Origin of the sequence: Micromonospora sp. C81 (assembly GCF_018070425.1) — a bacterium.
Taxonomy (GTDB): domain Bacteria; phylum Actinomycetota; class Actinomycetes; order Mycobacteriales; family Micromonosporaceae; genus Micromonospora; species Micromonospora zamorensis.
Genome location: NZ_JAGPXS010000005.1, coordinates 324,515 through 351,156 on the forward strand (window position 1 = coordinate 324,515; position 26,642 = coordinate 351,156).

Annotated in this window: 25 protein-coding genes; 9 read left to right on the plus strand and 16 right to left on the minus strand. The window is 71.8% G+C overall.

Annotated features, from left to right (window positions below):
- Window positions 1-70 precede the first annotated feature (70 nt).
- Window positions 71-835: a VOC family protein gene (locus tag KBX46_RS12430; protein WP_088951099.1), complete on the plus strand. Its 765-nt coding sequence runs from the start codon at window positions 71-73 to the stop codon at window positions 833-835.
- Here the strand turns inward: KBX46_RS12430 and KBX46_RS12435 are convergent.
- From KBX46_RS12435 to KBX46_RS12450, 4 genes are all read right to left on the minus strand, one after another.
- Window positions 785-1,621 carry an ABC transporter ATP-binding protein gene (locus tag KBX46_RS12435; protein WP_141907586.1) on the minus strand — a complete coding sequence of 279 codons (837 nt, stop codon included), beginning with the start codon at window positions 1,619-1,621 and terminating at the stop codon, window positions 785-787. The genes KBX46_RS12430 and KBX46_RS12435 overlap by 51 nt on opposite strands.
- 104 nt (window positions 1,622-1,725) lie before the next feature.
- Window positions 1,726-2,787, minus strand: a complete 1,062-nt coding sequence (locus tag KBX46_RS12440) for an iron ABC transporter permease (protein WP_172862255.1) — start codon at window positions 2,785-2,787, stop codon at window positions 1,726-1,728.
- 76 nt (window positions 2,788-2,863) lie between these two features.
- A complete protein-coding gene (locus KBX46_RS12445; RefSeq protein ID WP_210792583.1) occupies window positions 2,864-3,793 on the minus strand; it encodes an ABC transporter substrate-binding protein in 930 nt (309 codons plus the stop codon).
- Between the two features lie 362 nt (window positions 3,794-4,155).
- The gene (locus KBX46_RS12450; RefSeq protein WP_088951095.1) at window positions 4,156-6,036 is read right to left on the minus strand and encodes a M14 family metallopeptidase; all 1,881 of its coding nucleotides are present in this window, start codon (window positions 6,034-6,036) and stop codon (window positions 4,156-4,158) included.
- Between the two features lie 211 nt (window positions 6,037-6,247).
- On the opposite strand from KBX46_RS12450, the gene KBX46_RS12455 reads away from it, so the two are divergent.
- Window positions 6,248-7,585 (plus strand): C39 family peptidase, encoded by a 1,338-nt coding sequence (locus tag KBX46_RS12455; protein ID WP_210792584.1) that lies wholly within the window; start codon window positions 6,248-6,250, stop codon window positions 7,583-7,585.
- Window positions 7,586-7,680: 95 nt separating this feature from the next.
- On the opposite strand, the gene KBX46_RS12460 is transcribed toward KBX46_RS12455, so the two are convergent.
- The 3 genes from KBX46_RS12460 to mqnE all read right to left on the minus strand — a co-directional run bounded on the left by KBX46_RS12460 (window position 7,681) and on the right by mqnE (window position 9,687).
- Entirely contained in the window at window positions 7,681-7,983 is a 303-nt protein-coding gene (locus KBX46_RS12460; protein WP_210792585.1) for a DUF4229 domain-containing protein, read from the minus strand.
- Window positions 7,984-8,056: 73 nt separating this feature from the next.
- A complete protein-coding gene (locus KBX46_RS12465; RefSeq protein ID WP_210792586.1) occupies window positions 8,057-8,494 on the minus strand; it encodes a hypothetical protein in 438 nt (145 codons plus the stop codon).
- A 23-nt stretch (window positions 8,495-8,517) separates the two neighbouring features.
- The gene (mqnE, locus tag KBX46_RS12470) at window positions 8,518-9,687 is read right to left on the minus strand and encodes an aminofutalosine synthase MqnE (RefSeq protein ID WP_088951092.1); all 1,170 of its coding nucleotides are present in this window, start codon (window positions 9,685-9,687) and stop codon (window positions 8,518-8,520) included.
- Window positions 9,688-9,924: 237 nt separating this feature from the next.
- On the opposite strand from mqnE, the gene KBX46_RS12475 reads away from it, so the two are divergent.
- From KBX46_RS12475 to KBX46_RS12490, 4 genes are all read left to right on the plus strand, one after another.
- On the plus strand, window positions 9,925-11,481 hold the full coding sequence (locus KBX46_RS12475; RefSeq protein ID WP_210792587.1) for a C40 family peptidase: 1,557 nt from the start codon (window positions 9,925-9,927) through the stop codon (window positions 11,479-11,481).
- 114 nt (window positions 11,482-11,595) lie between these two features.
- The gene (locus tag KBX46_RS33010) at window positions 11,596-13,185 is read left to right on the plus strand and encodes a hypothetical protein (RefSeq protein WP_210792588.1); all 1,590 of its coding nucleotides are present in this window, start codon (window positions 11,596-11,598) and stop codon (window positions 13,183-13,185) included.
- 197 nt (window positions 13,186-13,382) lie between these two features.
- On the plus strand, window positions 13,383-15,425 hold the full coding sequence (locus KBX46_RS12485; RefSeq protein WP_210792589.1) for a DEAD/DEAH box helicase: 2,043 nt from the start codon (window positions 13,383-13,385) through the stop codon (window positions 15,423-15,425).
- Between the two features lie 106 nt (window positions 15,426-15,531).
- The gene (locus KBX46_RS12490) at window positions 15,532-16,152 is read left to right on the plus strand and encodes a putative glycolipid-binding domain-containing protein (protein WP_210792627.1); all 621 of its coding nucleotides are present in this window, start codon (window positions 15,532-15,534) and stop codon (window positions 16,150-16,152) included.
- A gap of 15 nt (window positions 16,153-16,167) precedes the next feature.
- Here the strand turns inward: KBX46_RS12490 and KBX46_RS12495 are convergent, their stop codons facing one another.
- Genes KBX46_RS12495 through KBX46_RS12505 form a run of 3 tightly spaced genes read right to left on the minus strand, consistent with a single transcriptional unit; the run spans window position 16,168 to window position 18,631 of the window.
- Window positions 16,168-17,259 (minus strand): PLP-dependent cysteine synthase family protein, encoded by a 1,092-nt coding sequence (locus tag KBX46_RS12495; protein ID WP_210792590.1) that lies wholly within the window; start codon window positions 17,257-17,259, stop codon window positions 16,168-16,170.
- 32 nt (window positions 17,260-17,291) lie between these two features.
- Window positions 17,292-18,122 carry an SDR family oxidoreductase gene (locus KBX46_RS12500; protein ID WP_210792591.1) on the minus strand — a complete coding sequence of 277 codons (831 nt, stop codon included), beginning with the start codon at window positions 18,120-18,122 and terminating at the stop codon, window positions 17,292-17,294.
- A gap of 50 nt (window positions 18,123-18,172) precedes the next feature.
- Entirely contained in the window at window positions 18,173-18,631 is a 459-nt protein-coding gene (locus tag KBX46_RS12505; protein ID WP_088951087.1) for an Lrp/AsnC family transcriptional regulator, read from the minus strand.
- Between the two features lie 270 nt (window positions 18,632-18,901).
- Between KBX46_RS12505 and KBX46_RS12510 the strand changes: the two genes are divergently transcribed.
- On the plus strand, window positions 18,902-19,168 hold the full coding sequence (locus tag KBX46_RS12510) for a BldC family transcriptional regulator (protein WP_007454516.1): 267 nt from the start codon (window positions 18,902-18,904) through the stop codon (window positions 19,166-19,168).
- Window positions 19,169-19,275: 107 nt separating this feature from the next.
- On the opposite strand, the gene KBX46_RS12515 is transcribed toward KBX46_RS12510, so the two are convergent.
- On the minus strand, window positions 19,276-19,905 hold the full coding sequence (locus KBX46_RS12515) for a UbiX family flavin prenyltransferase (protein ID WP_088951086.1): 630 nt from the start codon (window positions 19,903-19,905) through the stop codon (window positions 19,276-19,278).
- A gap of 162 nt (window positions 19,906-20,067) precedes the next feature.
- Between KBX46_RS12515 and KBX46_RS12520 the strand changes: the two genes are divergently transcribed.
- Entirely contained in the window at window positions 20,068-21,030 is a 963-nt protein-coding gene (locus KBX46_RS12520; protein ID WP_210792592.1) for a terpene synthase, read from the plus strand.
- A gap of 17 nt (window positions 21,031-21,047) precedes the next feature.
- On the opposite strand, the gene KBX46_RS12525 is transcribed toward KBX46_RS12520, so the two are convergent.
- From KBX46_RS12525 to KBX46_RS12540, 4 genes are all read right to left on the minus strand, one after another.
- Window positions 21,048-22,046 (minus strand): DUF1648 domain-containing protein, encoded by a 999-nt coding sequence (locus KBX46_RS12525; RefSeq protein ID WP_141907572.1) that lies wholly within the window; start codon window positions 22,044-22,046, stop codon window positions 21,048-21,050.
- Window positions 22,043-22,396, minus strand: a complete 354-nt coding sequence (locus tag KBX46_RS12530) for a GntR family transcriptional regulator (protein ID WP_210792593.1) — start codon at window positions 22,394-22,396, stop codon at window positions 22,043-22,045. The genes KBX46_RS12525 and KBX46_RS12530 overlap by 4 nt, the downstream gene beginning before the upstream one ends.
- A 106-nt stretch (window positions 22,397-22,502) precedes the next feature.
- Window positions 22,503-23,414, minus strand: coding sequence for a menaquinone biosynthesis prenyltransferase MqnP (mqnP, locus tag KBX46_RS12535; RefSeq protein WP_210792594.1), 912 nt, complete (start codon window positions 23,412-23,414; stop codon window positions 22,503-22,505).
- Window positions 23,414-24,874, minus strand: a complete 1,461-nt coding sequence (locus KBX46_RS12540) for a menaquinone biosynthesis decarboxylase (protein ID WP_099849851.1) — start codon at window positions 24,872-24,874, stop codon at window positions 23,414-23,416. The genes mqnP and KBX46_RS12540 overlap by 1 nt, the downstream gene beginning before the upstream one ends.
- Before the next feature lie 267 nt (window positions 24,875-25,141).
- Here KBX46_RS12540 and KBX46_RS12545 point away from each other — a divergent pair, with 267 nt between their 5' ends.
- A complete protein-coding gene (locus KBX46_RS12545) occupies window positions 25,142-26,017 on the plus strand; it encodes an alpha/beta fold hydrolase (RefSeq protein ID WP_210792595.1) in 876 nt (291 codons plus the stop codon).
- 24 nt (window positions 26,018-26,041) lie between these two features.
- Here KBX46_RS12545 and KBX46_RS12550 read toward each other — a convergent pair whose 3' ends face one another.
- Entirely contained in the window at window positions 26,042-26,596 is a 555-nt protein-coding gene (locus tag KBX46_RS12550) for a carboxymuconolactone decarboxylase family protein (RefSeq protein ID WP_210792596.1), read from the minus strand.
- Window positions 26,597-26,642: the final 46 nt, after the last annotated feature.

Genomic DNA, 26,642 nt, shown 5'->3' on the forward strand with positions numbered 1-26,642 from the left:
CCGCGGCGGGACGGTGCCAGGATTCCGGCAGGGGGTCGCCGTGACCGCCCGGGCCGAGAGGGGTCTTGACGTGAGCACCGTCCCGCCGGGTACGCCCTGCTGGGCCGACCTGGCCACCCCGGACCTGACCGAGGCGCGACGCTTCTACCCGGAGTTGTTCGGCTGGACCGGCCGGGTGACACCGGAGCCCGAGGCGGGCGGCTACACGGTCTTCCTGCTCGACGGCAGGCCGGTGGCCGGGGCCGGGCCACCGGCGATCCCGGACCAGGTGCCGATCTGGTCGACGTACCTGGCCACCGACGACGCGGAACTGGTCGCCGGCCGGGTCGAGCGGGCCGGCGGGCAGGTCGTCGTGCCGCCGTTCGAGGTCTTCGACCGGGGCTGGATGGCGGTCTTCGCCGACCCGGCCGGCGCCACGTTCAGCGTCTGGCAGCCACTGGCCATGGCCGGGGCCGAAGTGTTCAACGTGCCGGGCGCGATGAGCTGGAACGAACTGGTCACCCCCGACCCCGAGGGCGCGAAGGTCTTCTACGAGCTGGTGTTCGGCTGGCAGCCGGACGACCAGGCGGTGGGCCCCATGACGTACACCGGCTGGCGGCTCGGGACGCAGATCGTCGCCGGGATGATGCCGCCGCTGGCCGACGACTTCCCGGCCGACCTGCCCGCGTACTGGACGGTGTACTTCGCGGTGACCGACGCGGACGCCGCCGCGGCCCGCGCCGCCGAGCTGGGCGGAACGATCCTGGTCCCGCCCCGGGACATCCCGGCGGGCCGGTTCGCAGCCCTACGCGACCCCCAGGGCGCCCTCTTCTCCGTCATCGACCTGGGCCCCTGACCCGGACGATCTGGCGCGAGGGCGGACCGGGACCACCAGCGGGCCGTGGGTGCCGGGGACGACCCGGACGCTGGCCCGGTAGTGGGTCGCCAACAGGTGCTCGGTCAGCACCTCGGACGGGGTTCCGGCGGCCACCACCTGACCGCTGGCGAGCATCACCATCCGGTCGGCGTACTCGCCGGCCAGGGAGAGGTCGTGCATCGTGGCGAGGACGGTCAGGCCGTGCTCGCGGCGCAACTGGTCGACCAGTTCCAGCACCTCCTGCTGGTGCCCGATGTCGAGTGCGCTGGTCGGCTCGTCGAGCAGCAGCAGCGTCGCGCCCTGGGCGAGCGCCCGGGCGAGGAACACCCGCTGCCGTTCGCCTCCGGAGAGGGTGGCCAGCTCACGGCGGTGGAAGCCGGTGAGGTCCAACCGGCCGAGCACCTCGTGCACGGCGTCGAGGTCGGCGGTCGACTCCCGGCCCAGCGTGGGGATGTACGGGGTGCGGCCGAGCAGCACGTAGTCCAGCACCGACATGCCGGGCGGCACCACCGGCGACTGTGCCACGGTGGCCACCACCCGGGCGCGGTCCCGGCGGCGCAGCGCGGTGCTCGCCGTACCGAACAGGGTGATCGCCCCCGGCGCGGGCAGCAGGCCGCCGACGGCGCGCAACAGGGTGGACTTGCCGGCGCCGTTCGGGCCGATCACGGTGACCCACTCGCCGACGGCGACGGTGAGGTCGACGCCGGTCAGGATCGGTGTGCCGCCGAGGTCGACGTGCAGCCCACGCACCTCGACGGCCGGCACACCGCCGTCGCCACCCCCAAACGAAAGACCCCCGGCCGAAGGACCCCCGGACGGAAGGCTGCCAGGCGGGCGACCGCCGGGCGGGCCGGCGGTGGGTTCGCGGCTCACGTGAGCACCCGTCGGGCGGTCCGCAGCACGATCACGAAGAACGGGCCACCCAGCAGGGCGGTCACCACTCCGATCGGCACCTCGGATGGAGCGGCGACGGTGCGGGCCACCACGTCGGTCAGTGCCAGGAACGCTCCGCCGAACAGCAGTGACAGCGGCAGGATCGCCCGGTAGCTCGACCCGGCGAGCAGCCGGACGGTGTGCGGCACGATGATGCCGACGAAGCCGATCAGGCCGGTCGCGGAGACCGCCGCAGCCGTGCCCAGGGAGGCTGCGGCGATCAACAGGTAGCGGGTGCGCTGCGGGTGCAGGCCCAGACTCCTCGCCTCGTCGTCACCGACCGCGAGGACGTCCAGCTCGCGGCGGTGCAGCAGCACCACCACAGTGGTCAGAGCGGCGTACGGCAGCACCAGCAGCACGTCGTGCCAGCCGGCGGTGGCCAGCCGGCCGAGCAGCCACGAATAGACCGGTTGGATGCTGTCGGAGTGTCGTTGCAGCAGGTACGTCTGCCCGGCGGAGAGGAACGCGGAGACCGCCACTCCGGCCAGGATCAGCATCGCCGGGGAGCCGCCGCGCCCGCCGGCCGCGCCGAGCACGTAGGTCATCGTGACGGCGAGCAGTGACCCGGCGAAAGCCGCCAACGGGATGGTCATCGGCAGCCCGGAGATCGCGCCCTGCCGGCCGGCGCCGCCCAGGGCGATCGCCGCGGTGACCGCAAGGCCGGCGCCAGCGGCCACGCCCAGGAGGTACGGATCGGCGAGCGGGTTGCGGAAGACGCCCTGGTAGCAGCCGCCAGCGAGGGCGAGCAGCCCGCCGACCAGGAGGCCCAGCACCACCCGGGGCAACCGCAGCTCGGTGACGATCGCGATCTCCCGCTCGGAGAGACCGCTGTCGAGGTGCACCCCCGGGATCAGGTTGAGCAGCTCGGCCGCGACGCTGCCCGCGGGCAGGCTGACCGGGCCGAGCGACACCCCGGCGACGAGCGCGACGAGCACCGCGAACACCCCGGCGACCAGCCACCGCTTGCGCAGCCCGGCGGGCCGGGCCCTTGACGGCAGCCCGGCGGGGCGCGGCGCGGACGGCGGTCCGGCGGACCGGGCCGCGGGAAGCGGCCCGGTCACCGACGGACGACGGTCACGCGGGCACCTTGGCGACCGCGTCGATGATGACCCGGAGCAGATCCACGACCCGCGGCCCCCAGCGGGAGGCGACGTCGTCGTCCAGTGCGATCACCTGGCTGTTCTTCACCGCGGTGAGCCCGGACCAGCCGCTGCGCGCCTTGACCGAGTCGGCGTTCTGCTGGCAGCACTTGGAGTCGGCCAGGAAGACGAAGTCCGGGTTGGCCTTGACGATGAACTCCTGGGACAGCTGCGGGTAGCCGGCGTTCTTACCGTCCGCGTCGGCGGGGTCGGCGATGTTGGTCAGACCGATCTGGCTGTAGAGCGTGCCGATGAAGGTCTTGCTGGTCGCGCTGTACAGCTCGGGGCCCAGCTCGTGGTAGTAGGTGAGCTTCTCTGCGCGCTGCGGCACGTCCTTGACCAGCTTGGCGATGTCGTCCTTCATCCGGCTGGCGACGTCGGTGGCCTGGTCGGCGTGCCCGGTCAGCGTGCCCAGCTCGGTGATCTGCCGGTACGTGTCGTCGAGGGTGGTGGCCGCCGGGGTCTGGTACACCGGGATCTTCAGCTTGCCGAGCTGCTCGACGATCTTGTTGCGGTCGTCGGAGAGCACCACCAGGTCGGGGTTCTTACCGGCGATCGCCTCGGCGTTCGGCTGGAAGGCGGAGATGTCGCTCTTGGGCACGTCGGCCGGATAGTTGGACTGGTCGTCGACGGCGGTCACCTGCGGGCCGGCACCGATCGCGAAGAGCATCTCGGTGGCGGTCGGCGACAGCGCGACGATCTTCTCGGGGCGCTTGTCGAGGGTGAGCGTGCCGACCGTGACCGGGTACGCGGCGGCCGCGGTGCCGGTGGTCGGCTTGTCGTCGGCCTTCTCGGCGCAGGCGCCGAGGGCCAGCGCGGCGACCGCGAGGGTCGCGGCGAAGAGCCGAGGGGTACGTCTGAACATGGGGCCTCCTGTCGGTCGAGGAGTGTGGTGCTTCGCCGACAGGACTTTCGTACGCCCGCCCACGAGGCGCCCTTCCTCGAGAGCGCGTTTCGCGACCGATCCGCAGGCGACCTGGCTCGTCCCCACCGTCGGGTGGGGCATCACAGTTGCGGGACAGCGCCGGGTTTCGCACCGGCTTCGCTGCGGACTGGTCGGTAAGACGGTAGCGCACCGCCGGGACGTGCCGGATCGATCACGCGCCGATCGCCGCGAGTCGATCCCCCGGAACCGTCACACGGTGACCGTCGGAGGGCGTATGTCCGAGTTGGTGGTGTTCGGAACGGGTGGTGGGGCCCCGCGGGGCGGAGCGGGGCCCCACCCGATCAGGAGGACGTGATGGTGACGTTGTCCACAGCCGCCTCTACCAGGCTGGCGCCGGAGGCGTCCGCCGCCTCAACGAGGATGCGGACCGACTGCCCGGCGTACGGGGTGAGGTTGAGGTTGGCCACAGCCCAGCTCCCGTTGCGGTTGGTCGCCGCGCCGGCCTGGGTGAGCAGCGCGGTGGTGCCGCCGTTGTGCACCACGCTCACCCGCAGGTAGTCCGCCGACGAGGCGTTCGAGCCGTGCGCCAGATACCAGGCCAGCGAGAGGCTCAGCGTGCCGGACGACGGCAGGGTCACCGCCGGGGACCTGGCACTGGTCACGCCGCCGTCGACGTCGTAGTCACCGGCCGCCGAACCGGCGAGCCGGCCGGTGACCAGGTCGTTGGATCCGGCGTACGGGGTGAGCTGCTTGGCGCCGGAGGACGTGGTCGCCTGGGCGGCGCCCCGCTCGAACGCGCCGAGGGTGGCGGTGTCGGTGCCGGACGGGTTGATGGTCCAGCCGGTGGCGGTCTCGAAGGTGTCCGACCAGACCGTGGTGCCGCCACCACCGCTGCCGCAGTACTGCGCCTGCTTGCCGATGGCCCGGTACGGGCAGTCGGCGTACTCGCTGAGCAGCAGCACCGCCTCCCGGTTGCGCGAGGTCTGCGCCGGAATGACCTCGTCGGGCGGGTAGAAGCCGCCGCCGCCGGACGAGCCCGGGTACATCTCGAAGGTGTACGCCCAGATGTTGTGGGTGGCCCACATCCAGTCGAGGCTGTCCCCGTCGGTGATGTAGAGGTCGCTGGACTGTTCCGGGGTGTAGTTGTTGGTGGCCGCCATCTGCTGGCCGATGGTGGCGAAGGTGTTGTACTGGTCCGCGTTCATGCCCGTCGCGGTGTTCGCCGTCGTGTAGCCGTAGGGCCAGAGCACCAGCTGCGAGTACGTGTGGAAGTCGATGTTGGCCTTGATCTGCTGCACGCCACCGACCACCCGACCGTTGACGAAGTTGCGCAGCGCCTGCGTCTCGGGTGCGGAGAACGCCGACGGCCCCCGGTAGGTCTCCGACGAGGTGGTGCCGGACGAGCCGCCGCAGCAACCCCAGTTGTAGGACCAGTTGCGGTTCAGGTCGGTGCCGACGTTGGACGAACCACTGTTGGGCTGCCGGTTCTTGCGCCAGGACCGGTACGACCCGGTGGCGATGTCGTACTCGCTGCCGTCCGGGTTGACCGTCGGCACGATCCAGATCTCCCGGCCGTTGACGATGTTGGTGATCCGGGAGTCGGAGCCGTAGCTGTCGGTGAACAGGTTGAGCAGGTAGATCGCCATCTCGACGGTCAGGTGCTCACGGGCGTGCTGTTGGGAGTTGAACAGGATCTCGGGCTCGTTCTCGTCGGTGCCGACGTTGTCGGAGATCTTCACCGCCATCAGGTCGCGGCCCTCGTACGACGAACCGATGCTGATCTTGCGGGCGATCGCCGGATGGTCGGCGACGACCTGGTTCACGACGGCGGTCAGTTCCGCGTAGTCGTGGTAGTTGGAGTCGGCGGGCGGGAAGGCCATCGTGCCGATCTCGCCGGCGCCGCGCTCGGCGTTGGGCGGCGGGGCCAGCGGTTCCAGCCGGAAGCCGAGCTTGCCGATCTCGGCGGCCTCACCCGCGGTGGCCGAGATGTGCAGGACTCCGTGTTCGGAGTAGTCGATGGCGGCTCCGGTGCGGGCCACCGCGTTGCGGTCGGCGAGGGTCCGGGGGCCGAGCACCCGGTAGCTGGCGGCGGCCGGCTCGGTGGACCGGTCCGGTGCGGGTCGGGCGGCGACCGGACCGGCGGCGACGGTGACGATGCCCAGCCCGGTGACGACGGCGAGCACCAGGACGCGGCGGAGAGGGATGGGCGTGCGGAGGGCCATCAACTACCTCCTTGATGGGCGGGAGATCCCGCTCGGTGAAGCACACTTCACCACCTGTCACATGGTCATATCAATATCCTTCGCTGCCTTGTCCATCCCGAGCCGATCATCCCGGCGGCAATGATTTTCCACTCAGGAACATCTGGCGAAACTTCCCTCCAAGCGGGAAACTGACCAGCGACGATGCCCCTCTCGACACCGCGGAGCACCCATGGCCAGATCCCGCCTGCACGCGGCCGCCCTCGCCGGCGTCACCGCGCTCACCCTGCTCGCCACCAGCGCGCCAGCGACGGCGGCCCGCCCGCCCGCCGCCACCCACGACGAGCAGATCACCTTCCAGGACTGGTCCGGGCCCGCCGACTGGCACCGGGGCAGCCGGTCCGGCACCCGCGTGGTGCCCGGCGCCCGAGCGGGCCTCACCCTGGCCCGTCCGGCCGGCACCACCGAGTACGCCGACCCGCACACCGGCACCACCCGCACCTGGGAGTACGGCACCTGGACCTCACCGGTGACCCGGGTCGGGTTCGACGCCAGCGAGCTGATCGCCTCCTGGAACGCGGAAACCCCCGCCGGCACCTGGATCCAGGTGGAGATGCAGGGCAGCTACAGCAGCGGCGACCAGACCCCGTGGTACGTCATGGGTCGCTGGGCGTCCGGCGACACCGACATCAAGCGGACCAGCGTCAACCGGCAGGGTGACCCCTGGTCGACGATCTGGACCGACACCTTCAGCATCGACGACGCCACCGCCGGGGTGCTGCTGCGGTCGTACCAGCTGCGGCTGACCCTCTACCGGGCACCCGGGCAGACCGCCGCACCGGTGGTGCGGATGCTCGGCGCGATGAGTTCCACAGTGCCGGACCGGTTCACAGTGACCCCGAGCGCCGGGCACATCGCCTGGGGCGTCGAGCTGCCGGTGCCGCGCTACTCGCAGAACGTGCACTCCGGGCACTACCCCGAGTACGACGGCGGCGGCGAGGCCTGGTGCTCACCCACCTCCACCGAGATGGTCGTCGAGTACTGGGGTCGCAAGCCCTCGGAGGCCGACACCTCCTGGGTGGACCCGACCTACCCCGACCCGACGGTCAACCACGCGGCCCGGATGACCTACGACTACGCGTACGACGGCGCCGGCAACTGGCCGTTCAACACCGCGTACGCGGCCAGCTTCCCGGGGCTGGAGGGCCGGGTGACCCGACTGCACTCGCTGGACGAGCTGGAGCGTTTCATCGCCGCCGGCATCCCCGTCGTGACCAGCCAGTCCTTCCTCGCAAGTGAGCTGGACGGGGCGAACTACGGCACCTCCGGGCACCTGTTCGTGGTGGTCGGCTTCACCGCCGCCGGCGACGTGATCGTCAACGACCCCGCCTCGTCCAGCAACGACGTGGTGCGCAACGTCTACAAGCGCGCGCAGTTCGAGCAGATCTGGCTGCGGACCAAGCGCACCAACGCCAGCGGCGGCGTCTCCGGCGGCTCCGGCGGCATCGCGTACCTGATCAAGCCCACCTCGAAGCCCTGGCCCAAGGTCCCCGGCTCCACCAACTGGTAACCACCCCACCCCACCCCACCCCAGGGCCAGGGGCGCGCCGTTGATCATGAAGTTATTGCTCCGACACGCCGAGCGATCGGGCAATAACTTCATGGTCAACGCGGAGCGTCTGGGCCTTCGGCCGGGCGGGTGGGGTTGGGGTTCGAGTTCGGGTTGTCTTCGCCGGCCAGGGCGCTGCGGAGGCGCTCCTTCTCGGTGCGCCTGCGCTCGGCGGCGGTGCCCATCTCCTCGGCCATCTCGTCCCGCCAACCGCGCAGCAGGAAGAAGGAGAGCGCGGCGGAGAAGGCCAGCGCCAACATCAGCTTCAGGAACACGTTCATGTCGATCAGCCAGAGGCCCGCCAGCACGGCGACGAACAGCCCGATCCGGCCCAGCGTGTACTTGAGCGCGGCGCTCACCCGTACCACTCCGTTCTCTCCGTCGCCCGCCGATGTCGGCGGGAGGGTCGATCCGCCCGGCGGGCGGTCGCGGTCAGCCGGTTCGGCGGGCCAGCCAGCGGACGCCCGGGAACCAGAGGGCCGCGTACGCCACGGTGAACGCCGCCGCCGCCAACGCGCCGGAGAGCAACGGTGGCAACCCGGAGCCCAGACCGGCGATCAGCAGCCCGACGAACACCCCGGCGGCGGCGGCGACCAGCGCCGCCACCACCCGGGCAGCGCCGAACTCCCAGGCCCGGAAGTCGTCCCAGAACAGCCACGCCGGCAGGATCACCGCCAGCCAGCCGTTGGTGTGCCCGAAATCACCGGCGCCGATCGAGGCGAACGCCCAGTCGAACAACACCAACGCCAGCACGCCGATGACCAAGCCGGCGAGGCACACCCCGAGCAGATCGCCGAGGGTACGGATGCGCCCCTCGGCGTCCCGGCGGGGAAACCCACTCTGCTGCTCAGGTTCGCGTTGCTCGGTCATCGACTGCGAGGGTACGTGGTGGCTCAGGCCCAGACCTGCTGCGGCTCGGCGCGCCGCTCGGCCAGCGACGGGGCCTTGTCGTACTCCCGGACCACGTTGTAGCGGGTGTCCCGCTCGACCGGCTGGAACCCGGCGTCCCAGATCAGGTGCAGCAGGTCCTCGCGGTGCATCGTGTTCGGGGTGCCGTACGAGTCGGCATCGTGCGTGATCTTGTATTCGACGACGGAGCCGTCCAGGTCGTCCACGCCGAAGTTCAGCGAGAGCTGGGCCACCGACAGCCCGTGCATCACCCAGAAGTTCTTGACGTGCGGCACGTTGTCGAAGAGCAGCCGGGAGACGGCGAACGTCTTCAGCGACTCGGCCGGCGAGGCCATCGTGGTGCGCGCCTGGATCCGGTTACGGATCTTGCCGTCCGCCGAGTCCACGAAGTCGTGCTGGTAGCGCAGCGGGATGAAGACCGCGAAGCCCCCGGTCTCGTCCTGGAGCTCACGCAGCCGCAGCACGTGGTCGACCCGGTGCCGGGGCTCCTCGATGTGGCCGTACAACATCGTCGCCGGGGTCTTCATGCCCTTGCGGTGCGCCAGGGCGTGGATGCGCGACCAGTCTTCCCAGTGGCAGGCGTGGTCGACGATGTGCTGCCGGACCTCCCAGTCGAAGATCTCCGCGCCACCGCCGGTCAGCGACTCCAGGCCGGCGTCCATCAGCTCGTCGAGGATCTCGTCGGCGCTCAGACCGCTGATCTTCTCGAACCACTGCACCTCGGTCGCCGTGAAGCACTTGAGCTTGACGTTCGGCAGCGCCGCCTTCAGCTCGCGCAACACCTTGGGGTAGTAGCGCCAGGGCAGGGTCGGGTGCAGGCCGTTGACGATGTGCAGCTCGGTGAGCTGCTCATCCTCCATCTCCTTGGCCTTGCGGACCGCCTCGTCGATGCGCATCGTGTATGCGTCCTTCTCGCCCGGCTTGCGCTGGAACGAGCAGTACGCACAGGACGCCGAGCAGACGTTGGTCAGGTTGAGGTGCCGGTTGACGTTGAACATCACCCGGTCACCGTTGAGCTCGGTGCGCTTGTGGTGCGCCAACCGGCCCAGCCACGTCAGGTCGTCGCTGTCGTAGAGGGCGACCCCGTCCTCCCGGGTCAGCCGCTCACCGGCGTACACCTTCGCTTCGAGCTCACGCTTGAGTCCGGCGTCCATGGCACGTCCCTTCCACCTGCGGTCCTCGTCGAGCGTACGTCGGGACGCCGACAGCCACGGCGGCACGGTCGCCGGCAGCGATCCACTTCACCAGACTCTCAGCCTCCTGTAACCCGGAGATGCATCGACATCACTGCCGTCGTGCGGTAAGACAGAACGGGGCGGAACCACACACTGGTACCGTCCCGACCGCCGCGCCCACCAAGCGCGGTGACGGGCTGCGGGACGGGGAGCGGAATGGTCGACAGCGGGCGCGGGCGACGGCAGCGACGACGGAACCCGGTGATCTCGCCGGTGCTGCGTCCGAAGCTCTGGGCCGCCCTGCTCGGCGCGATCGCCGCAGCCGTGCTGTCCACCCCCGCGTACGCCGAGCCCGGATTGCCGACCACCGTGCCGGACACCGGTTCCCGCCCCGCGGTGACCGGTGCGCTTCAACTGCCCGGTGGCGCTCCCGTCGCCGGTGTCCCGGTCCCGCCGGTGGTCAACGTGGGCACGGGTCCGCTGGCCGCCGCCATCTCCGCCGGCGAGGCCCAGGTCGGCGCGCTCGGCGAGACGCTGTTGCTGACCAAGCAGAAACGCGTCGACGCCAAGGCGCAGCTCGACGCGGCCGGCAAGACACTGGCAACCGCGCAGGACGCCCTGCTCCGGGCCCAGCAGGCGGCCGACGCGGCCGCCGCCGACGCCGTAAAGGCAGCTGCCGCGCTGCCGGACAGCGACCTCGCCCAGGACATCCGCGAGCTGAACCGCCTCCAGCAGATCACCCGGGGCCAGAAGGTCGACGGCGGCACCACCGGCGTGGCCGGGGAGCTGTCCCGGGCCCGCAGCAACGAGCAGCTCGCCTACCAGGCGCACGCCGCCGCCAAGACCCGCGTCGACTCCGTCGAGGCGGAGTTCACCGCCGGCGAGGCGTCGCTCCGCACGGCCGAGGCGAGCCTGCTCAAGTTGCGCCGCGACAACGCCACACAGCTGATCGAGATCGAGCGCCAGCAGGAGGCCGCCGAGCAGCAGATCGGCGCCGGCTACGTCTCCAACCAGAACATCAGCGGCATGGCCGCCCATCCGCGGGCACTTGCCGCGGTCCGGTACGCGCTCGCCCAGCTCGGCGACCCGTACAAGTGGTCCGAGGAGGGGCCGAACCAGTTCGACTGCTCGGGTCTGATGTGGGCGGCGTACCGGTCTCCCGGCGCCGACTACTTCGACCTGCCCCGGGTCTCCCGCGACCAGTACGCCGCCACCCGCGCCCGGACGGTGCCGCAGAGCGCGCTGCTCCCCGGCGACCTGCTCTTCTTCGCCTCCGGCAGCAGTTGGACGACGATCCACCACGTCGGCATGTACATCGGCAACGGCAAGATGGTGCAGGCGCCCACCACCGGCGACGTCGTCAAGATCTCGGTCGTCAGCTGGTCCCGCCTGTACGCGGCGACCCGGGTCATCGGCGCGGTGCCGGGACCGATCGTGTCGATCCCGACCCCGCCGGTCACAACGCCCAGCAAGCCGCCCGTGAAGCCGACGCCCACCGTGAAGCCGACGCCCACCCCGACGAAGTCGGCCACCCCGACGCCGACGGGTTCGGCCACGCCGAAGCCGACCGGCAGCGCGACGCCCACGCCGACGCCCACGCCGACCAAGACCACCTCGCCGAGCTCGCCAGCCACCCCGAGCAACACGCCGTCGACCCTGCCCCCGCCACCGACCAACGCCCCGAGCAGCTCGCCACCGGCGACCACCCCGAAGGCCACCACGAGCGCGTCGGGCGGCGACAGCCCGTCGGGCAGCCCCAGCACCGCTGGTTGATCCGCCACGACCGGCTCCGGCTGTCCGGTCGGGGCGATCTGTGGCACCGTGACAACCAGGCACATCCGACTCGACGTCACGAGTCCGGGTGCGAGCATGGCGCGGAGGGCGTAGATGGCCGAGCAGAAAGATCCGGCGGAGACTGTCGACCCTGTGGTCGACCAAGCCGACCCGCCAGGCCTCGGCACCGGCGACCCGGTGTCTCCCACCGAGGCCGCCCCGGTCGGCCCTCCCGCTGACCCGGCTGCCAGCGACTTGGCCCCGGCCGCCACCGGCACCGCCTCGGCCGCCAGCGACACAGCGCGGACCGCCACCGGCACGGCCTCGGCCACCACTGACGACACCCCGTCCCCCCGTGACGACTCAGCCGACGCCGATGCCGCGCCCGCCGACGCCGACGCGGCCAACACCACGCCCGCCGGCAGCGGCGTCGACACGGACGATCCCGCCGTCGGCCCCGGGCAGGCGGCGCCCGCAGACGCCCGCCCGGACCAACCCGCCGCACCGGTACGGGCGAGGGCCAGCGTCACCACCGCCGGGGCTCTCCGCAGTGACCTGCCGGTCAGCGCCCCGGTCACCGCCACCACCTACCGTGCGACCGGCTCGGCCAGTCCGGCTGACGTGTCGTTGCCCGGGCAGCGGAACGACTCGACCGCGCCGGCCCGGGCCAGCGCCACGGTTCCCGGCAGCAGCCGGGCCACGGCCGGTGCCATCGGCACCCTGGCCTCCCGGGGGAGCACGCCCACCGTCTACGGAGCCGGGCCGGTGAACCCCGAGCCGCCCGAGCCGGCGCAGCCACCGGAGCCGGCCCAGCCACCGGAGCCGTCACCCACGCCTCCCGGCCCCGGGCCGACCCAACCGTCACCGCCCGAGCCGGAGCCCGCGCCGGATCCGGGGCCGTACCCGCCCGGCCCGATGCCGACGCCAGGGCCCCGACCCACGCCGCCGCCCGGTCCGGTTCCGCCCGTCCCGGGTCCACCCGTGCCGCCGCCCTCGCCGGTGCCGCCCATGCCGGGCCCGCCCTCGCCGCCCATCCCGGGCCCGCCCGTGCCGCCGCCCGGTCCGCCGGTGCCCGCGCCGCCGGGTCCGCCGGGCCCGATGCCGGCGCCGCCGTTTCCGCCTCCGCCGGCGATGACCGACACGCCCGGCGTACGAGCGAGCGCATCGGTTTCCGCACCACCGGCCGGATGGCAGTCCACCGCCCAGGCGGCCCGCCCCGCAGCGAGCGGCGGCTGGGCCGAGGCACCCGTCTCCGCACCGCCGGTGGTGCCCGCGCCAGCGCTGCCGAGCTGGCCGCCGTCCAGCGTCGGCACTCCCCCGTCGACGGGCAGCGCCGGCGGAAACTCCCGGTTCACCGGAGGGACCGCCGGCCCTTCGTTCAGCTCCGGACAGGGCACGACCGGTGCTCGTGGTGGGCGACACAGCGGCGACACCGACCTGGCCGGAACCGTCTACGGCAGCGGCGACGGGCCGGGTTTCGCCACGATCGCGATGCCCGCCAACGCGGTGGAGAATTCCGGCTCGCTGACCGGGCACATCCTGGCCCAGGGCTGGGCCGACACGCCGTCCGAGCGGCGCAGCAACGCCAAGGTCATGATTGTCCTGGCCGCCGCTCTGGGGCTGTTGGTCGCGATCAGTGTCATGATCGTCCTGCTTGCCGGCGACGCCCTGGACGGTCTGGTCGGCGGCGCGCTCAACGGGTGAGTCATCGGGCGGGCGTGATGGTGAGTCCGCCCACTACCGCCGGACAACCGACTGGCGGGTTCGCCGGACCGCCGTACACTGGCATAGATCACTGACCCGGCGCGCGTGGTGTGCGCCCATGGGCGGTCTTGCGGGCGATCCGGCGGCACAGCCGCGGCAGGCCATCGCGAAGATGCGCCCCGCTCGAAAGGCATTTGTTGACCACCTCTGCTGACCCCAGCACCGTTACGTCCGTTTTCCACTCAACCCCGGCGACCGACACCGCCTCGGAGCCGCTCGACGCCGCTCTGAGCGAGGCCGGCACCGCGGCGGCGACCGCCGCACAGCCGGCCGAGTCCGCGCCGGCCGAGTCCGCCGCACCGGTCGACTTCGCCTCCCTCGGCCTGCCCGAGCCGCTGGTCCGCGCGCTGGCACAGCAGGGCATCACCAGCCCGTTCGAGATCCAGCGGGCCACCGTGCCGGACGCGCTCGCCGGCCGTGACGTGCTGGGCCGTGGGCAGACCGGTTCGGGCAAGACGCTCGCCTTCGGTCTGCCGCTGATCGCCCGGCTGGCCACCCGCAACCGGGCCCGGCCGATGCGCCCCCGCGCGCTCATCCTGGTTCCGACCCGGGAGTTGGCCATGCAGGTCAACGACGCCCTGTTGCCGCTGGGCAAGGCCGTCGGCATCTTCCTCAAGACCGCTGTCGGCGGCGTTCCGTACGACCGTCAGATCGACGCGCTGCGGCGCGGCGTGGAGATCATCGTGGCCACCCCCGGCCGGCTCGGCGACCTGATCGAGCGGGGCATCTGCCAGCTCGACGACGTCGAGGTCACGGTGCTCGACGAGGCCGACCAGATGGCCGACATGGGCTTCCTCCCCGAGGTGACCCAACTGCTGGCGAAGACGCCCGCGAACGGTCAGCGGCTACTCTTCTCGGCGACCCTGGACGGCGACGTCGACGCGTTGGTCCGGCGGTTCATGACCGACCCGGTGACCCACTCCACCGCGCCGTCGACCGCCTCGGTGTCCACCATGGACCACCACATGCTGTTGATCCCGCCGCACGAGAAGTTCCCGGTGGCGGCCTCGATCGCCGCTCGGGACGGTCGGACCATGGTCTTCGCCCGCACCCAGCTCGGCGTGGACCGGCTGGTCGAGCAGCTCGCGGCGGTCGGCGTACGCGCCGGTGGGCTGCACGGCGGCAAGACCCAGCGGATGCGCACCAAGACGCTGGCCGAGTTCCGTGAGGGCCGGATGAACGTGCTGGTCGCCACGGACGTGGCGGCTCGGGGCATCCACGTCGACGGTGTCACCCTGGTGCTGCACGTCGACCCGCCGAAGGACCCCAAGGACTACCTGCACCGCGCAGGGCGCACCGCGCGGGCCGGCGAGTCCGGCGCGGTCGCCACGTTGGTGCTGCCCAAGCAGCGCCGCACCACCCTGGCGATGATGGAGAAGGCCGGCGTCGCGCCGGCCGAGACCCGGGTCCGGGTCGGCGACCAGGCGTTGGCCGAGCTGGTCGGCGCCCGGGAGCCCAGCGGCGTCCCGGTTCGCCTCGAGGCGGAGCCCCGGGGCTACGGCGATCGCTCCGGCGGCTCGCGTCGGTTCGACGACCGTTCCGGCGGTCCGCGCCGGTTCGGTGACCGCACGGGCGGCGAGCGCCGCTACGGCGATCGGCCCACCGGCGAGCGTCGCTACGGCGACCGGCCCCAGGGCGACCGCCCGACCGGTGAGCGTCGCTTCGGGGACCGGCCGCAGGGTGACCGCCAGTACGGCGACCGCCCGACCGGTGAGCGTCGCTACAGCGACCGGCCGCAGGGTGACCGCCAGTACGGCGACCGGCCCCAGGGCGAGCGCCGCTTCGGCGACCGGCCGCAGGGTGACCGCCAGCACAGCGACCGGCAGCACAGCGACCGCCCCCAGGGCGAGCGACGTTACGGCGACCGGCCCACCGGCGATCGGGGCTTCGGCGACCGGCCGACCGGCGAGCGGCGTTACGCCGACCGGGACACCCGGGGTTACGGCGACCGGCCGCAGGGCGAGCGCCGGTTCGGTGACCGCCCGCAGTTCGGCGACCGGGACGGCCGGAGCGACCGGCCGACCGGTGACCGGCGCTTCGGCGACCGCGACACTCGGGGTGGTTTCCGCCCGGACAGCCGTGTTCGGGACGACCGTCCCCGCGACGACCGGCCCCGTGAGGACCGTCCGCGTGACGACCGGCGCGGGTTCGGCGGGCGACCGGCAGCGCGTACCCACTGATCCACTGATCCACCGAACGCCGTCGCGGAGCCCAGGCTTCGCGGCGGCGTTCGCGCATGCCCTGCCGATGTCCTCCTGGTCGCGTAACGTCCGGCTCATGCCGACCATGCCGAAGACGATCTTCTGGTCCCGGACGGACACCGCCGGCAGCGAGCAGGTGCTGCTCGACGACGGTCGGGGGTTGACGGCTCGGGGCACCCTGCTCGCCGTGGACCCGATCCCCTGGACCGCCCGTTACCAGCTGACGACCGCGCCGGACTGGACCACCACCCGGGTCGAGGTCGAGGCCGAAGGGCTGGGCTGGCTGCGCAGGGTGAAGCTGGAGCGAGCCGCGGACCGGTGGCGGGTGACCACGGCCGAGCAGGGCGACCTGGACGCGGCGCTGGTCGCGGCCGGACATCGGCGGGCCGGCCTGCCGGGCACCGACGACCCGGACCGGCTGGCCGACGCGCTCGACGTCGACCTGAGCGGCTCACCGCTGTTCAACTCCCTGCCGGTCCACCGGCTGGGGTTGGCCGCCGAGCCGGCCGACGTGGCCCACCGGATCACGGTTGCCTGGGTGCTGTTGCCCGGTCTGGAGGTGGTGGCGGCGGAGCAGATCTACAGCGGGCTCGGGCCGGGCCGGGTGCGCTTCGCCAGCGGCACCTTCACCGCCGACATCGATCTGGACGACAGCGGCTTCGTGGTGCGCTACCCCGGGCTGGCCGAGCGGATCGACCCGCGCTGACCGCGCCCGCGTGACTCAGGCGGGCCAGGTGCCGCTGGTCAGGAAGCGTTCGATCGTGGCCAGGTACGGCGTCAGGTCGAGGCCCTGGGCGGCCACCCAGTCGTCGGCGTAGTACGTGTCGGCGTAGCGGTCGCCCGGGTCGCAGATCAGGGTGACCACCGAGCCGGTCCGGCCCTCGGCGAGCATCGCGGCGATCAGGCCGAAGGCACCCCACAGGTTGGTGCCGGTGGAGCCGCCCACCCGGCGGCCGAGCACCGCCGAGCCGGCACGCATGGCTGCCAGTGACGCCGCGTCCGGCACCTGGACCATCCGGTCCACCACCGAGGGCAGGAACGACGCCTCCACGGCGGGACGGCCGATCCCCTCGATCCGGGAGCCCTTCCCGGTGCGCACCGACCAGTCGGCGGCCAGCCAGGCCGGGTAGAACGCCGAGTTCTCCGGATCGACCACGCAGAGCTTGGTGGCGAGCCGGCGGTACCGGGCGTACCGGCCGATGGTCGCGCTGGTGCCCCCGGTGCCGGCGCCCACCACGACCCAGGTGGGGATCGGGTGCCGCTCCAACTCCAACTGGGCGTAGATCGACTCGGCGATGTTGTTGTTTCCCCGCCAGTCGGTGGCCCGCTCGGCGTAGGTGAACTGGTCCATGAAGTGCCCGCCGGAGTCCTCGGCCAGCCACCGAGCCTCGACCACCACGCTCGCGGGGTCGTCCACCAGATGGCACCGGCCGCCCTGGAACTCGATCTGCGCGATCTTCTCGGGCGAGGTGGAGGCCGGCATCACCGCGATGAACGGCAGTCCGAGCATCCGGGCGAAGTACGCCTCGGAGACCGCCGTGGAGCCCGAGGACGCTTCAACGATCGTGGTCTGCGGCCCGATCCAGCCGTTGCAGAGGCCGTAGAGGAACAGTGAGCGGGCCAACCGGTGCTTCAGCGAGCCGGTGGGGTGGGACGACTCGTCCTTGAGGTAGAGATCGACCCCCCAGGCGCGGGGCAGCGGGAACGGCAACAGGTGGGTGTCGGCCGAGCGGTTCGCGTCCGCCTCGACGGCGGCGATCGCCTCCGTCACCCAGGTCCGGCTGGCATCGTCGCAGCGGTCGAGATGAGTCACGCTCGGAAACGTAGCAAGCAGGCCAGCGGTGGTCAGCGCCGGTCCGGCGGCGTGCTCCGACGGTGTTGGCGGCGCTGACCTGCGCGGCCGGCCGCCTGGACGATCGGGGTCAGTGCGACGGCCACCCCCGGTAGGACGTCCAGCAGGCGCACCTGCGCTCCCCGCCAGCGGGGCAGGCTGACCACCGGGCGGGGTCGGCGGGCCAAGCGGACCGCCCGGGCGGCCACCTGTTGCGCGGTCAGCATCGACCCGGTGAACGAGGCCACCGCCCCCGGGTCGTCCAGCCGGTCGTGCAGCATCGGGGTCCAGATGCCGTCCGGGCAGAGGCAGGAGACGTGCACCCGCCGGTATCCGGCGATCCGCAGGTCGGACAGGGTGCCGAGGCTGAACGCCAGCAGGGCGTGCTTGCTGGCCGCGTACACCGTCTCGCCGGGCGCGGCGATCAGCCCGGCCAGCGAGACGACGTTGAGCACGTGGCCGTGACCTTGCCCGCGCATCACGGCCAGCGCGGCGAGGGTGCCGTTCATGGCGCCGAGGGCGTTGACGTCGAACACCCGCTGACGGGTCGGACCGTCGTGCTCCCACGACGGCCCGGTGACCAGGATTCCGGCGTTGTTGACCCAGAGGGCGAGTTCGCCCCGGCCCGCCGCGGTCGCGGCGACAGCGGCGCAGGCGGCCTCGTCCCGGACGTCCAGGGCCGCCGACCAGCCGCCGAGGGGTGCCGCGGCGGCGGCGACCGCCGCCGGGTCGAGGTCGGTGAGCAGCACCGACCAGCCGTCGGCGTGCAGCGCGGTGGCGATGGCCCGGCCGAGGCCCCCGGCAGCGCCGGTCACCACGGCCACAGGACGTACCGGCGGGGTCATCGGCGCACGCTACCGCCGGCAGGCCGGGCGACACCAGGGGTACGCGGCGGTCAGGCCGTGGGCGGGCCGACCGGCTGCGGGCGGTTCTCCCACTTCGTGGAGAGGGCGATGGCGGTGCGGGTGGAGGCGACCCCGGGGGTGCGGTTCAGCCGCACGATCAACTGCTCCAACTCGGCGATCGTGCCGACCCGCGCCTTGAGCAGGAAGGACTCCACGCCGGCCATGAAGTAGCAGGACTCGATCTCGGGCAGCACCCGCAGCGACTCGAGCATGTCGTCGCTGTCGGCGCCGGAGTCCTCGACGATGCCGATCAGCGCGGTGACGCCCAGCCCGATCGACTCCGGGGCCACGTCCGCCCGGTAGCCCCGGACCACGCCGCTGCTCTCCAGCTTGCCGACCCGTTCGTGCACGGCCGGGGCCGAGAGGCCCACCTGTCGGGCCAACTCGGCGTACGAGAGGCGAGCGTTGCCGCGCAGCAGGTCGACGAGGTTCAGGTCGATGGCGTCCACAGAGAGTGACCCTAACCGCTGAGGCATAACGCGAGGCGTTCGGCATCCGTTGGACTGAGCGGTGAGTCACTGTTCGCAAACCGCCGGTCAAGGCAGAGGTAGCACCAGTACCATTACTAACTCCCCACTCAGTGCATTTTTCGCGTTTGGGCGGACAGGCCATGTCCCTGGTGCTGTAATTGCCATACGTCCCTCATGACGGCTCTGGGCTACGCACCAGCCGGGGGCAGTGTGTTCAGCCGGGGGCTTCGTCGACGCGAGGAGGGGGCTGTGGACACTGGAGATCGCCTGCTGACACCGGGTGAGGTCGCCGCGCTGTTTCGGGTAGACCCGAAAACTGTGACTAGATGGGCGGCGGCCGGCCGGATAGGAAGCATCCGGACTCCAGGCGGGCATCGCCGGTTTCGGGAATCCGAGGTGCGAGCCCTGCTTGAGGGGGAGGGCATGCTGGACGAGGTGGATGAGGTCGGAAAGCCACGCAATGTGGGGCCGGCCGCATCCACGGGGCCGGGTCCGGCCAACGCTGGCATGTACTGAACTGGTGCGGACAACGCTACGCGGACCGGACACCAGTCCGGTCCGCGTCCCGCTACGACCGACGACCGCCGGGCGGCACGGCGGGGCGGACTGAGGATCAGGCCGGCTCAGGTCCGGGTCGCGCCGAGCTGCCCGGACCACCGACGGAACAGGGTGTGTGGGACGCCGAGCGCGTCGAGCACCTTGCCGGCCACGAAGTCGACCAACTGCTGGGCGGTGGCGGCCGCGCCAGCCCCGTAGAAGCCAGGGCTGGCCGGCAGCACCACCGCGCCCGCATCGTGCAGCGCGATCAGGTGCTCCAGATGGCTGCGGGTCACCGGTGTCTCCCTGGGGACCACCACCACCGGGCGGCGTTCCTTGAGGTTGACCTCGGCGGCACGCTGCAACAGGTCCTTGGAGAGCCCGATCGCGATCCCGGCGCAGGCTGCCGTGCTGGCCGGGACCACGGCCATCCCGCGTACCCGGTATGAGCCGCTGCTCGGCCCGGCGGCCAGGTCGCCGGCCGGCCAGTGCCGCACATCCGCCCCGGTCAGGTCCCGGTCGAGCCAGGCGGAGAGGTCCTCGGCCCAGTGCCCGTCGCGGAACGATCGGCCGGTCTCGTCGAGCACGGTGAGTCGTGCCGCGCGGGACACGATCAGGTCCACGGGCTCGCCCGCGTCGAGCAGTCCGCCGATGACGGCCGCCGCGTACGGCGTACCGGAAGCGCCGGAGACTCCGACCACCCATGGTTCGCGCATGCCCCCAGCCTGCCTGGTCCGGCCGGGCGCCGCGCCGTGGCCCCCGCCCTCGCCCGTCCGCCGTCCTCCCGGAGCGCGACGGACATCATCGACAGCCGATTTCTGACATGCTCGGATGGGGGGGAAAACCTCTGTGCGGCAACCGGAGGGACGGTACGACCGATGACGGTGGCGGCAGCCCGCGCACTACGTGCCGAGTGTCCCCTTCCCTCGCGGTGCTCGCCGCATGCCGAGGCGACCCAGGAGTGGCTGGCGGGCTGGGTGCGCCGCTTCGACCTGCCGCTGGACGACGACGAGCTGCGCCAGCTGGATGCCGGTCGCATCGCCTGGTACGCGGGTCGGCTCTACCCTGACGCCAGCGCCGCCGACCTGCGTACGGTCGCCGCCCTCTGGACCTGGTTCTTCCTGCTCGACGACGCCTGCGACGGACCGCACGGTGCGAGCGGCGCGGACGTCGCTGCCTTGCGGGACGGCGTGCTCCACGTGCTGCGCCACGGCCCCGGCGCCCGCACGGCAGGGTTCCGGGGACCGTTGCGCCGGATGCTCGCGGACGCGTGGCAAGCGCCGCGTGCCCGGATGCCCCCGCCCTGGCAGCAGCGCTTCGCTGACGCGGTCGCCCACCACCTGGCAGGCGACCGGACGGAGGCGGAGAACAAGACCAGGGGCCACGTCCCCGCCGTCTCCGAATACGTTGCGCTGCGCCGGGCGACCTCGGCGGCGTACGTGTCGTACACCATGATCGAGTTCGTCACCGGTCACGCGCTGCCAGACTCCGTCTACCACCACCCGGCGCTACGGGCGCTCGCGGCAACCGGCAACGACCTGCTCTCCTGGTTCAACGACCTGGTGTCGTTGGAGAAGGACAGGGTCACCTCGGGCGGGCACAACCTGGTGCTGGCCATCGCACGGGAGCAGCGCCTGCCGGACGAGCGGGCCGTGGAGGCGGCGGTGGCCCGCTGGCGCACGACGATGGGCCGATTCATGGAGCTGCGGGCCACGATCCCGTCCTTCGGCCCGGAGCTGGACCGGGCGGTGGCCGCGCACGTCGAGGGAGTCGCCCGCTCGGTGCGGGGGACGATCGACTGGTCGATGGAGAGCGCCCGGTATTCGGCATCCCGGAGCTGACCCCGGGGGCTACCGGGTCAGAGGGTCCGCCGATGACGGTCGGCGAGCGTGTTGAGCAGCCCGGCGGCAGTGCCAGCGCCGGCAACCGTGACGACGGTCGAGCGCCCGCCGGTCCGCTCGACCAGCAGGCCCTCGCCCGCACGCAGAACGATGCCGACCCGGCCGCCACGGCCCACCCGCCAGCCCCAGCCGCCAAACTCGCGCAGCGGGTTGACCTGGACAACGCTGGCGCGAAGCACCTCGTCGAGGGGGACGTGGGTGCGCGGCCAGCCGGCCGACGACCGGACCAGCAGGCCGGTCTCGTCGATCCGGACGGTGAAGGCGAACATCGCCACGAACACCCCGACCAGCAGGGCCGCGACGATCAGCAGGCCCCACACACCGCTGATGACGGCGAGCGTGACGAGGACGACAATCGCCGCGGCGCCCAGGGCGATCCCCGGCCCGGCACCGGTGTGCCCGATCCAGACCGCCCGTTCGCTCGCCGCCAAAGGGACGCGGGACGCCTCGGGCGGAACGGGGGCGTCGGCCGGCTGGGGCGGGTCACCGGGCAGGAGCACGCCGACGAGCACGGCCGGCAGGAGCGAGCCAACGGTCGCCAGGATGAGCGCAGCGCCGATGTCGTCGGCGCCGCGCGCGTCAGCCAGCCCAAGCTGGACGTGCAGTGTGCCGATCTGGAGGAGGGCCAGGAAGAGCGCCAGCCAGATGGTGGTCCCCGCGCCGATGCGGCGGCTCGCCGCCGACTGCCCCCACAGCGTCGTGACCGCGCCGAAGGCGAGCACCAGGAGGGCGCCCAGGCCGAAGCCGACCCAGAGGAACGCACTGAGGGACATGAAGCCGTCAGGCGTGCCCCGGGCTCCCCAGTGCGTCGCAACCGGATCGGGCAGGTCGCCACGCCAGGCGAGGGCGACGGCGGCGGCCACGGCCAGGATCACGAGCCCGCAGATGGTGACCGTCAGGCCGACGCGGCGCATGCGTCGACGCTGGGCACGGGCAGGCTCGGTGCCGGTGGTCATGAGAACGCCTCCTTGAGGAGTGTGGCGGTGGCTTCCGGGGAGAAACGCAGGGCACGCGCCTCGCGCACCACCTCGTCGATGGCGGCCAGCAGCTTTGCGTGGTCGGCTGCGGGTCGGGCGGTGACGATGGCACCGCGACCTCGTCGTAGCTCGATCAGCCCGTCGTCTCGGAGCATCTGGTAGGCCCGGAGCACGGTATGCACATTGAGGTCGAGCGAAGCGGCGAGCTCGCGGGCGGCGGGCAGCCGTTCGCCGGGCTGGAGCACACCCTGGGCCACTGCGAGGCGGACCTGCGTGACGAGCTGGGCAAAGAGCGTCTCATCCAACGAGGGGTCGATGCGGAAGAGCATGCTTAAAGGTTACTTGTTCTAGTGTTCATAGAACAAGTTCATGGACGGAACGCCGACGGCGGCGGTGCCGAGCGCACCGCCGCCGTCTGCCGCCGCCACAGCGGCCCTAGCCGCGCAGGCCGAGCCGCACCACAAGATCGAGCAGGGCGAACACGAACAGCGCGATGCCGACGAACCCGTTGGCGGTGAAGAACGCCCGATTGACCTTGCTCAGGTCTGTCGGCGTGACCACCAGGTGCTGGTAGCCGAACGCCACAGCGGTCAGCACCAGCCCGATCCACCAGAGCCAGCCGAAGCCGATCAGCGCGCCGAACCAGACGAACAGCCCGAAGGTCACCACGTGCGCGACAGTGGAGGCGTGCAGGGCGAAGCGCCGACCGTAACGGGCCGGCACGCTGTGCACACCGATCTCCTGGTCGATCTCGGAGTCCTGGCAGGCGTAGATCAGGTCGAAGCCGCCGATCCACAGCCCGACCCCCACGCCGAGCAGCCAGGCCGGCCAGGAGCCGTCCAGGGTGCCGGTGAAGGCCAGCCAGGCGCCGACCGGGCCGACCGCCTGGGCGATCCCGAGGATGGCGTGCGGCCAGTTGGTGAACCGCTTGGCGTAGGGATAGACGACCAGCGGCACCACGGCCAGCGGCGCGAGCACCAGGCAGAGCGGGTTGAGCAGGGCGGCGGCGGCGAGGAAGACCACCAGCGCGACGGCCGCGCCGGTCCAGGCCGTCCGCACGCTCACGGCCCCGGTGACCAGTTCCCGGCCGGCGGTACGCGGGTTCCGCGCGTCGATCCGCCGGTCGAGGATCCGGTTGGCGGCCATGGCGAACGTCCGCGCCCCGACCATCGCCACGGTGATCAGCAGCAGGTCCCACCAGCGCACCCGTCCGCCGTTGACCTGCATGGCGCTCAACGCCGACAGATACGCGAAGGGCAGCGCGAACACCGAGTGCTCGATCGCGACGAGCTTGAGGAAGGACTTGACCCGGCCCGGCTTCTCGGCCGGTGCGTCGAGGACAGCCATCAGAGCCCGTACTCCTTCCAGCGCTTGTCGACCAGGGCGGTGACCTCCGGGCTCATGCGCATCTCCTCCGGCCAACCGCGGGTGTAGCCCTCGGTGGGCAGCTTGCGGGTGGCGTCGACGCCGGCCTTGCCACCCCAGAACTGCTGGTACGAAGCGTGGTCGAGGTGGTCGACGGGCCCTTCGGTGAGCAGCAGGTCGCGGCCGTAGTCGACGTTGCCGAAGGCGCGGAAGGCGACCTCGTTGTAGTCGTGCACGTCGCAGTCCTCGTCGACGATCACGATGAGCTTGGTCAGCGACATCATGTGCGCGCCCCAGATCGCGTTCATCACCTTCTGGGCGTGCTTCGGGTACCGCTTGCGGATCGACACGATCGCGCAGTTGTGGAACACCCCGGCGGCGGGCAGGTCGTAGTCGACGATGTCCGGGATCAGGAAGCGCAGCAGCGGCGCGAAGATCCGCTCAGTGGCCTTGCCGAGACCGTGGTCCTCCTGGGGCGGCTGCGACGTGACGATCGAGTGGTAGACCGGGTCGCGCTGCATGGTCATGCACTCGATGTGCATCACCGGGAACGGCTCCACCGGGGTGTAGAAGCCGGTGTGGTCGCCGAACGGGCCCTCGGGCAGCCGCTCGCCCGGCTCGATGTAGCCCTCGAGGACGATCTGTGCGTGCGCCGGCACCTGCAGCGGCACGGTCAGGCAGTCGACCATCTCGACGCGCTCGCCGCTCAGGAACCCGGCGAACAGGTATTCGTCGATGTCGGCCGGCAGTGGCGCGCTGGCCGAGTATGCGACGGCGGGGTCGGCGCCGATGGCGATCGCCACCGGCAGGCGCTGCCCGAGCCGCTCAGCGACCGCGTGGTGTGCAGTGGAGTTCTTGTGGATCTGCCAGTGCATGCCGATGGTGTTGCGCGAGTGCTGCTGGAGCCGGTAGAGCCCGAGGTTGCGCTTACCGGTCTCCGGGTGCTTGGTGTGGGTCAGCCCGAAGTTGTGGAAGATCCCGCCGTCACCCGGCCAGATCTGCAGCCCCGGCAACCGGTTGAGGTCGACGTCGTCGCCGCGGTAGACCACCTGCTGGCAGGGGGCCGTCTTGACCTTCTTCGGCGGCATCGACTTGAGCTGCATGACCTTGCCGAGCCCGCCCATCATGCCCGAGAAGCCCTGCGGCAGCTCCGGCTTGAGCAGCTCGCCGATGCGCGCGCCGATCTCGTCGAGGTTCTCCACCCCGAGGGCCATCGCCATGCGCTTCTCGGTGCCGAACAGGTTGATCGCCACCGGCATGTCGCCCCGGGTCGGGCGCTCGAAGAGCAGCGCGGGGCCGCCGGCCCGCACCGTGCGGGTGACCACCTCGCTGATCTCCAGGGTGGGGTCGACCGGGACGTCGACCCGGCGCAGCTCCCCCGCGCGCTCCAGCGCCGCGAGGAAGTCCTTGAGATCGGTGTACGGGAAGCCACGAGCCGCCATGTCGCCAGTCTCCCGCACGGGGTGCCGAACGGCCCAGGCCGGGTGCTGTGACACTCGCGATGACCCGGTCGGCTGCCGGTCAGGAGGCTCGGCCCGCATCTTGATCCACTCGGTTTCCGGAAGTCGGGGTGTCCACTGGCCCGGGATGGCCCGACTTCCTGAAACGCGAGTGGATCAACGGTCAGGGCGCAGAACTCGCAGGCATGGTGGGCGGTCGAGCGGGTAGCCGGGCAGCCGGCGGCGGACAGCCGGCGGACGGAGGCGGCGATGGGCGCGGAGCGGGTTCCGGCGGGGTTCACCGAGCAACGGGCGCGGGTCGGCCAGATCTCCATGAACTACGTCCGTGGCGGCAGTGGCCCACCACTGGTCCTGCTGCACGGGTATCCGCAGTGTTGGCACATGTGGCGGAACCTGCTGCCCGAGTTGAGCCGATCCTTCGACGTGGTCGCACCTGACCTGCGCGGCTTCGGGGGCAGCGACGCCCCGGCCGGCGGGTACGACAAGAAGACCGTCGCCGCCGACCTGCACGGGCTGCTCGACCAGCTCGGCCTGGTCAGTGACCTCCGGTTGGTCGGGCACGACCTGGGGACCATGGTGGCGTACGCGTACGCCGCCGCCCATCCGCAGCGGGTGAGCCGACTGGTGCTCACCGAGGCACCGATCCCCGACGAGAGCATCTACACGTTCCCGGCGCTCACCTCGGCCGGCCCGGGAGTGTGGAACTTCGGCTACTTCTCGATCGGCAACGGGCTTCCGGAGGAGCTGGTCCGCGGTCGGGAGTCGCTCTGGGTGGACCGGTTCACCGACGCCCTGATGGTGCGCAAGGGCAGCATCGCCGCCCCCGACATCGAGGAGTTCGCGAGCCACCTGCGCGACCCGGCGCATCTGCGGGCCAGCTTCGCCTACTTCCGGGCGTTCGATCAGGACATCGCCGACAACACGGCGTACCGGGCCACGAAGCTGACGATGCCGGTGCTGGCCGTCGGCGCGGCGGCGAGCCTGGGCGGGCAGGTCGCCGAGCAGGTTCGCCGGTACGCCGACACGGTTCGCGGCGAGGTGATCGAGGACTGCGGGCACTGGCTCTACGAGGAGCGCCCGGACGAGATGCTCGCCCTGCTGCGGGACTTCCTCGGGGCGGCCTGAGCAGCGGTCGGCAGGCGCCCCCGGTCAGGCGGCGGGCGTCCAGGCGTGGGCGGCCAGCGGTGGGTCGAGCGGTGCCTGGGTGAGCCGGTTGGCGAAGGTGGACATCGTGTACGCGCCGACGCCGAGCACCACGTCCAGCGCGTGCCGGGGCTGGTAGCCAGCGGTCAGGAACTCGTGCAACTCGTTGTCGGGCACCGCGCCCCGGTGGTCGAGCACGGCCAGCGTGAACCGGCGCAGCGCCTCCAGCCGCGGTTCGGGCAGCGCCGAGCCGGCACGCAGTGCGGTGATCAGCTCGGTGGTCGCTCCGATCTGGGTGAGCTTGCCGGTGTGCAGGGCGACGCAGAAGTGGCACTCGTTGGTGGTGGAGACCGTCAGGATGACCACCTCCCGCTCCAGCGGGGCGAGGTCGGTCTGCTCGAAGCCCGCGCTGGTGGCGAGGAAGCCGGTGAGCAACTGTGGAGAGTCGGCCATCAGCGCCACCGGGGTGGGCAGCCAGCCGAACCGGCCGCGTACGCCCTCGATGGCTCGGCGGGCGGCAGCGGGCACGGTCTCGGCGGTGTGAGCGGTGAAGACGGGCATGGTTACCTGCTTTCGGCAGCGTCGGTCGGGAGGGTCAGTGCTGCAT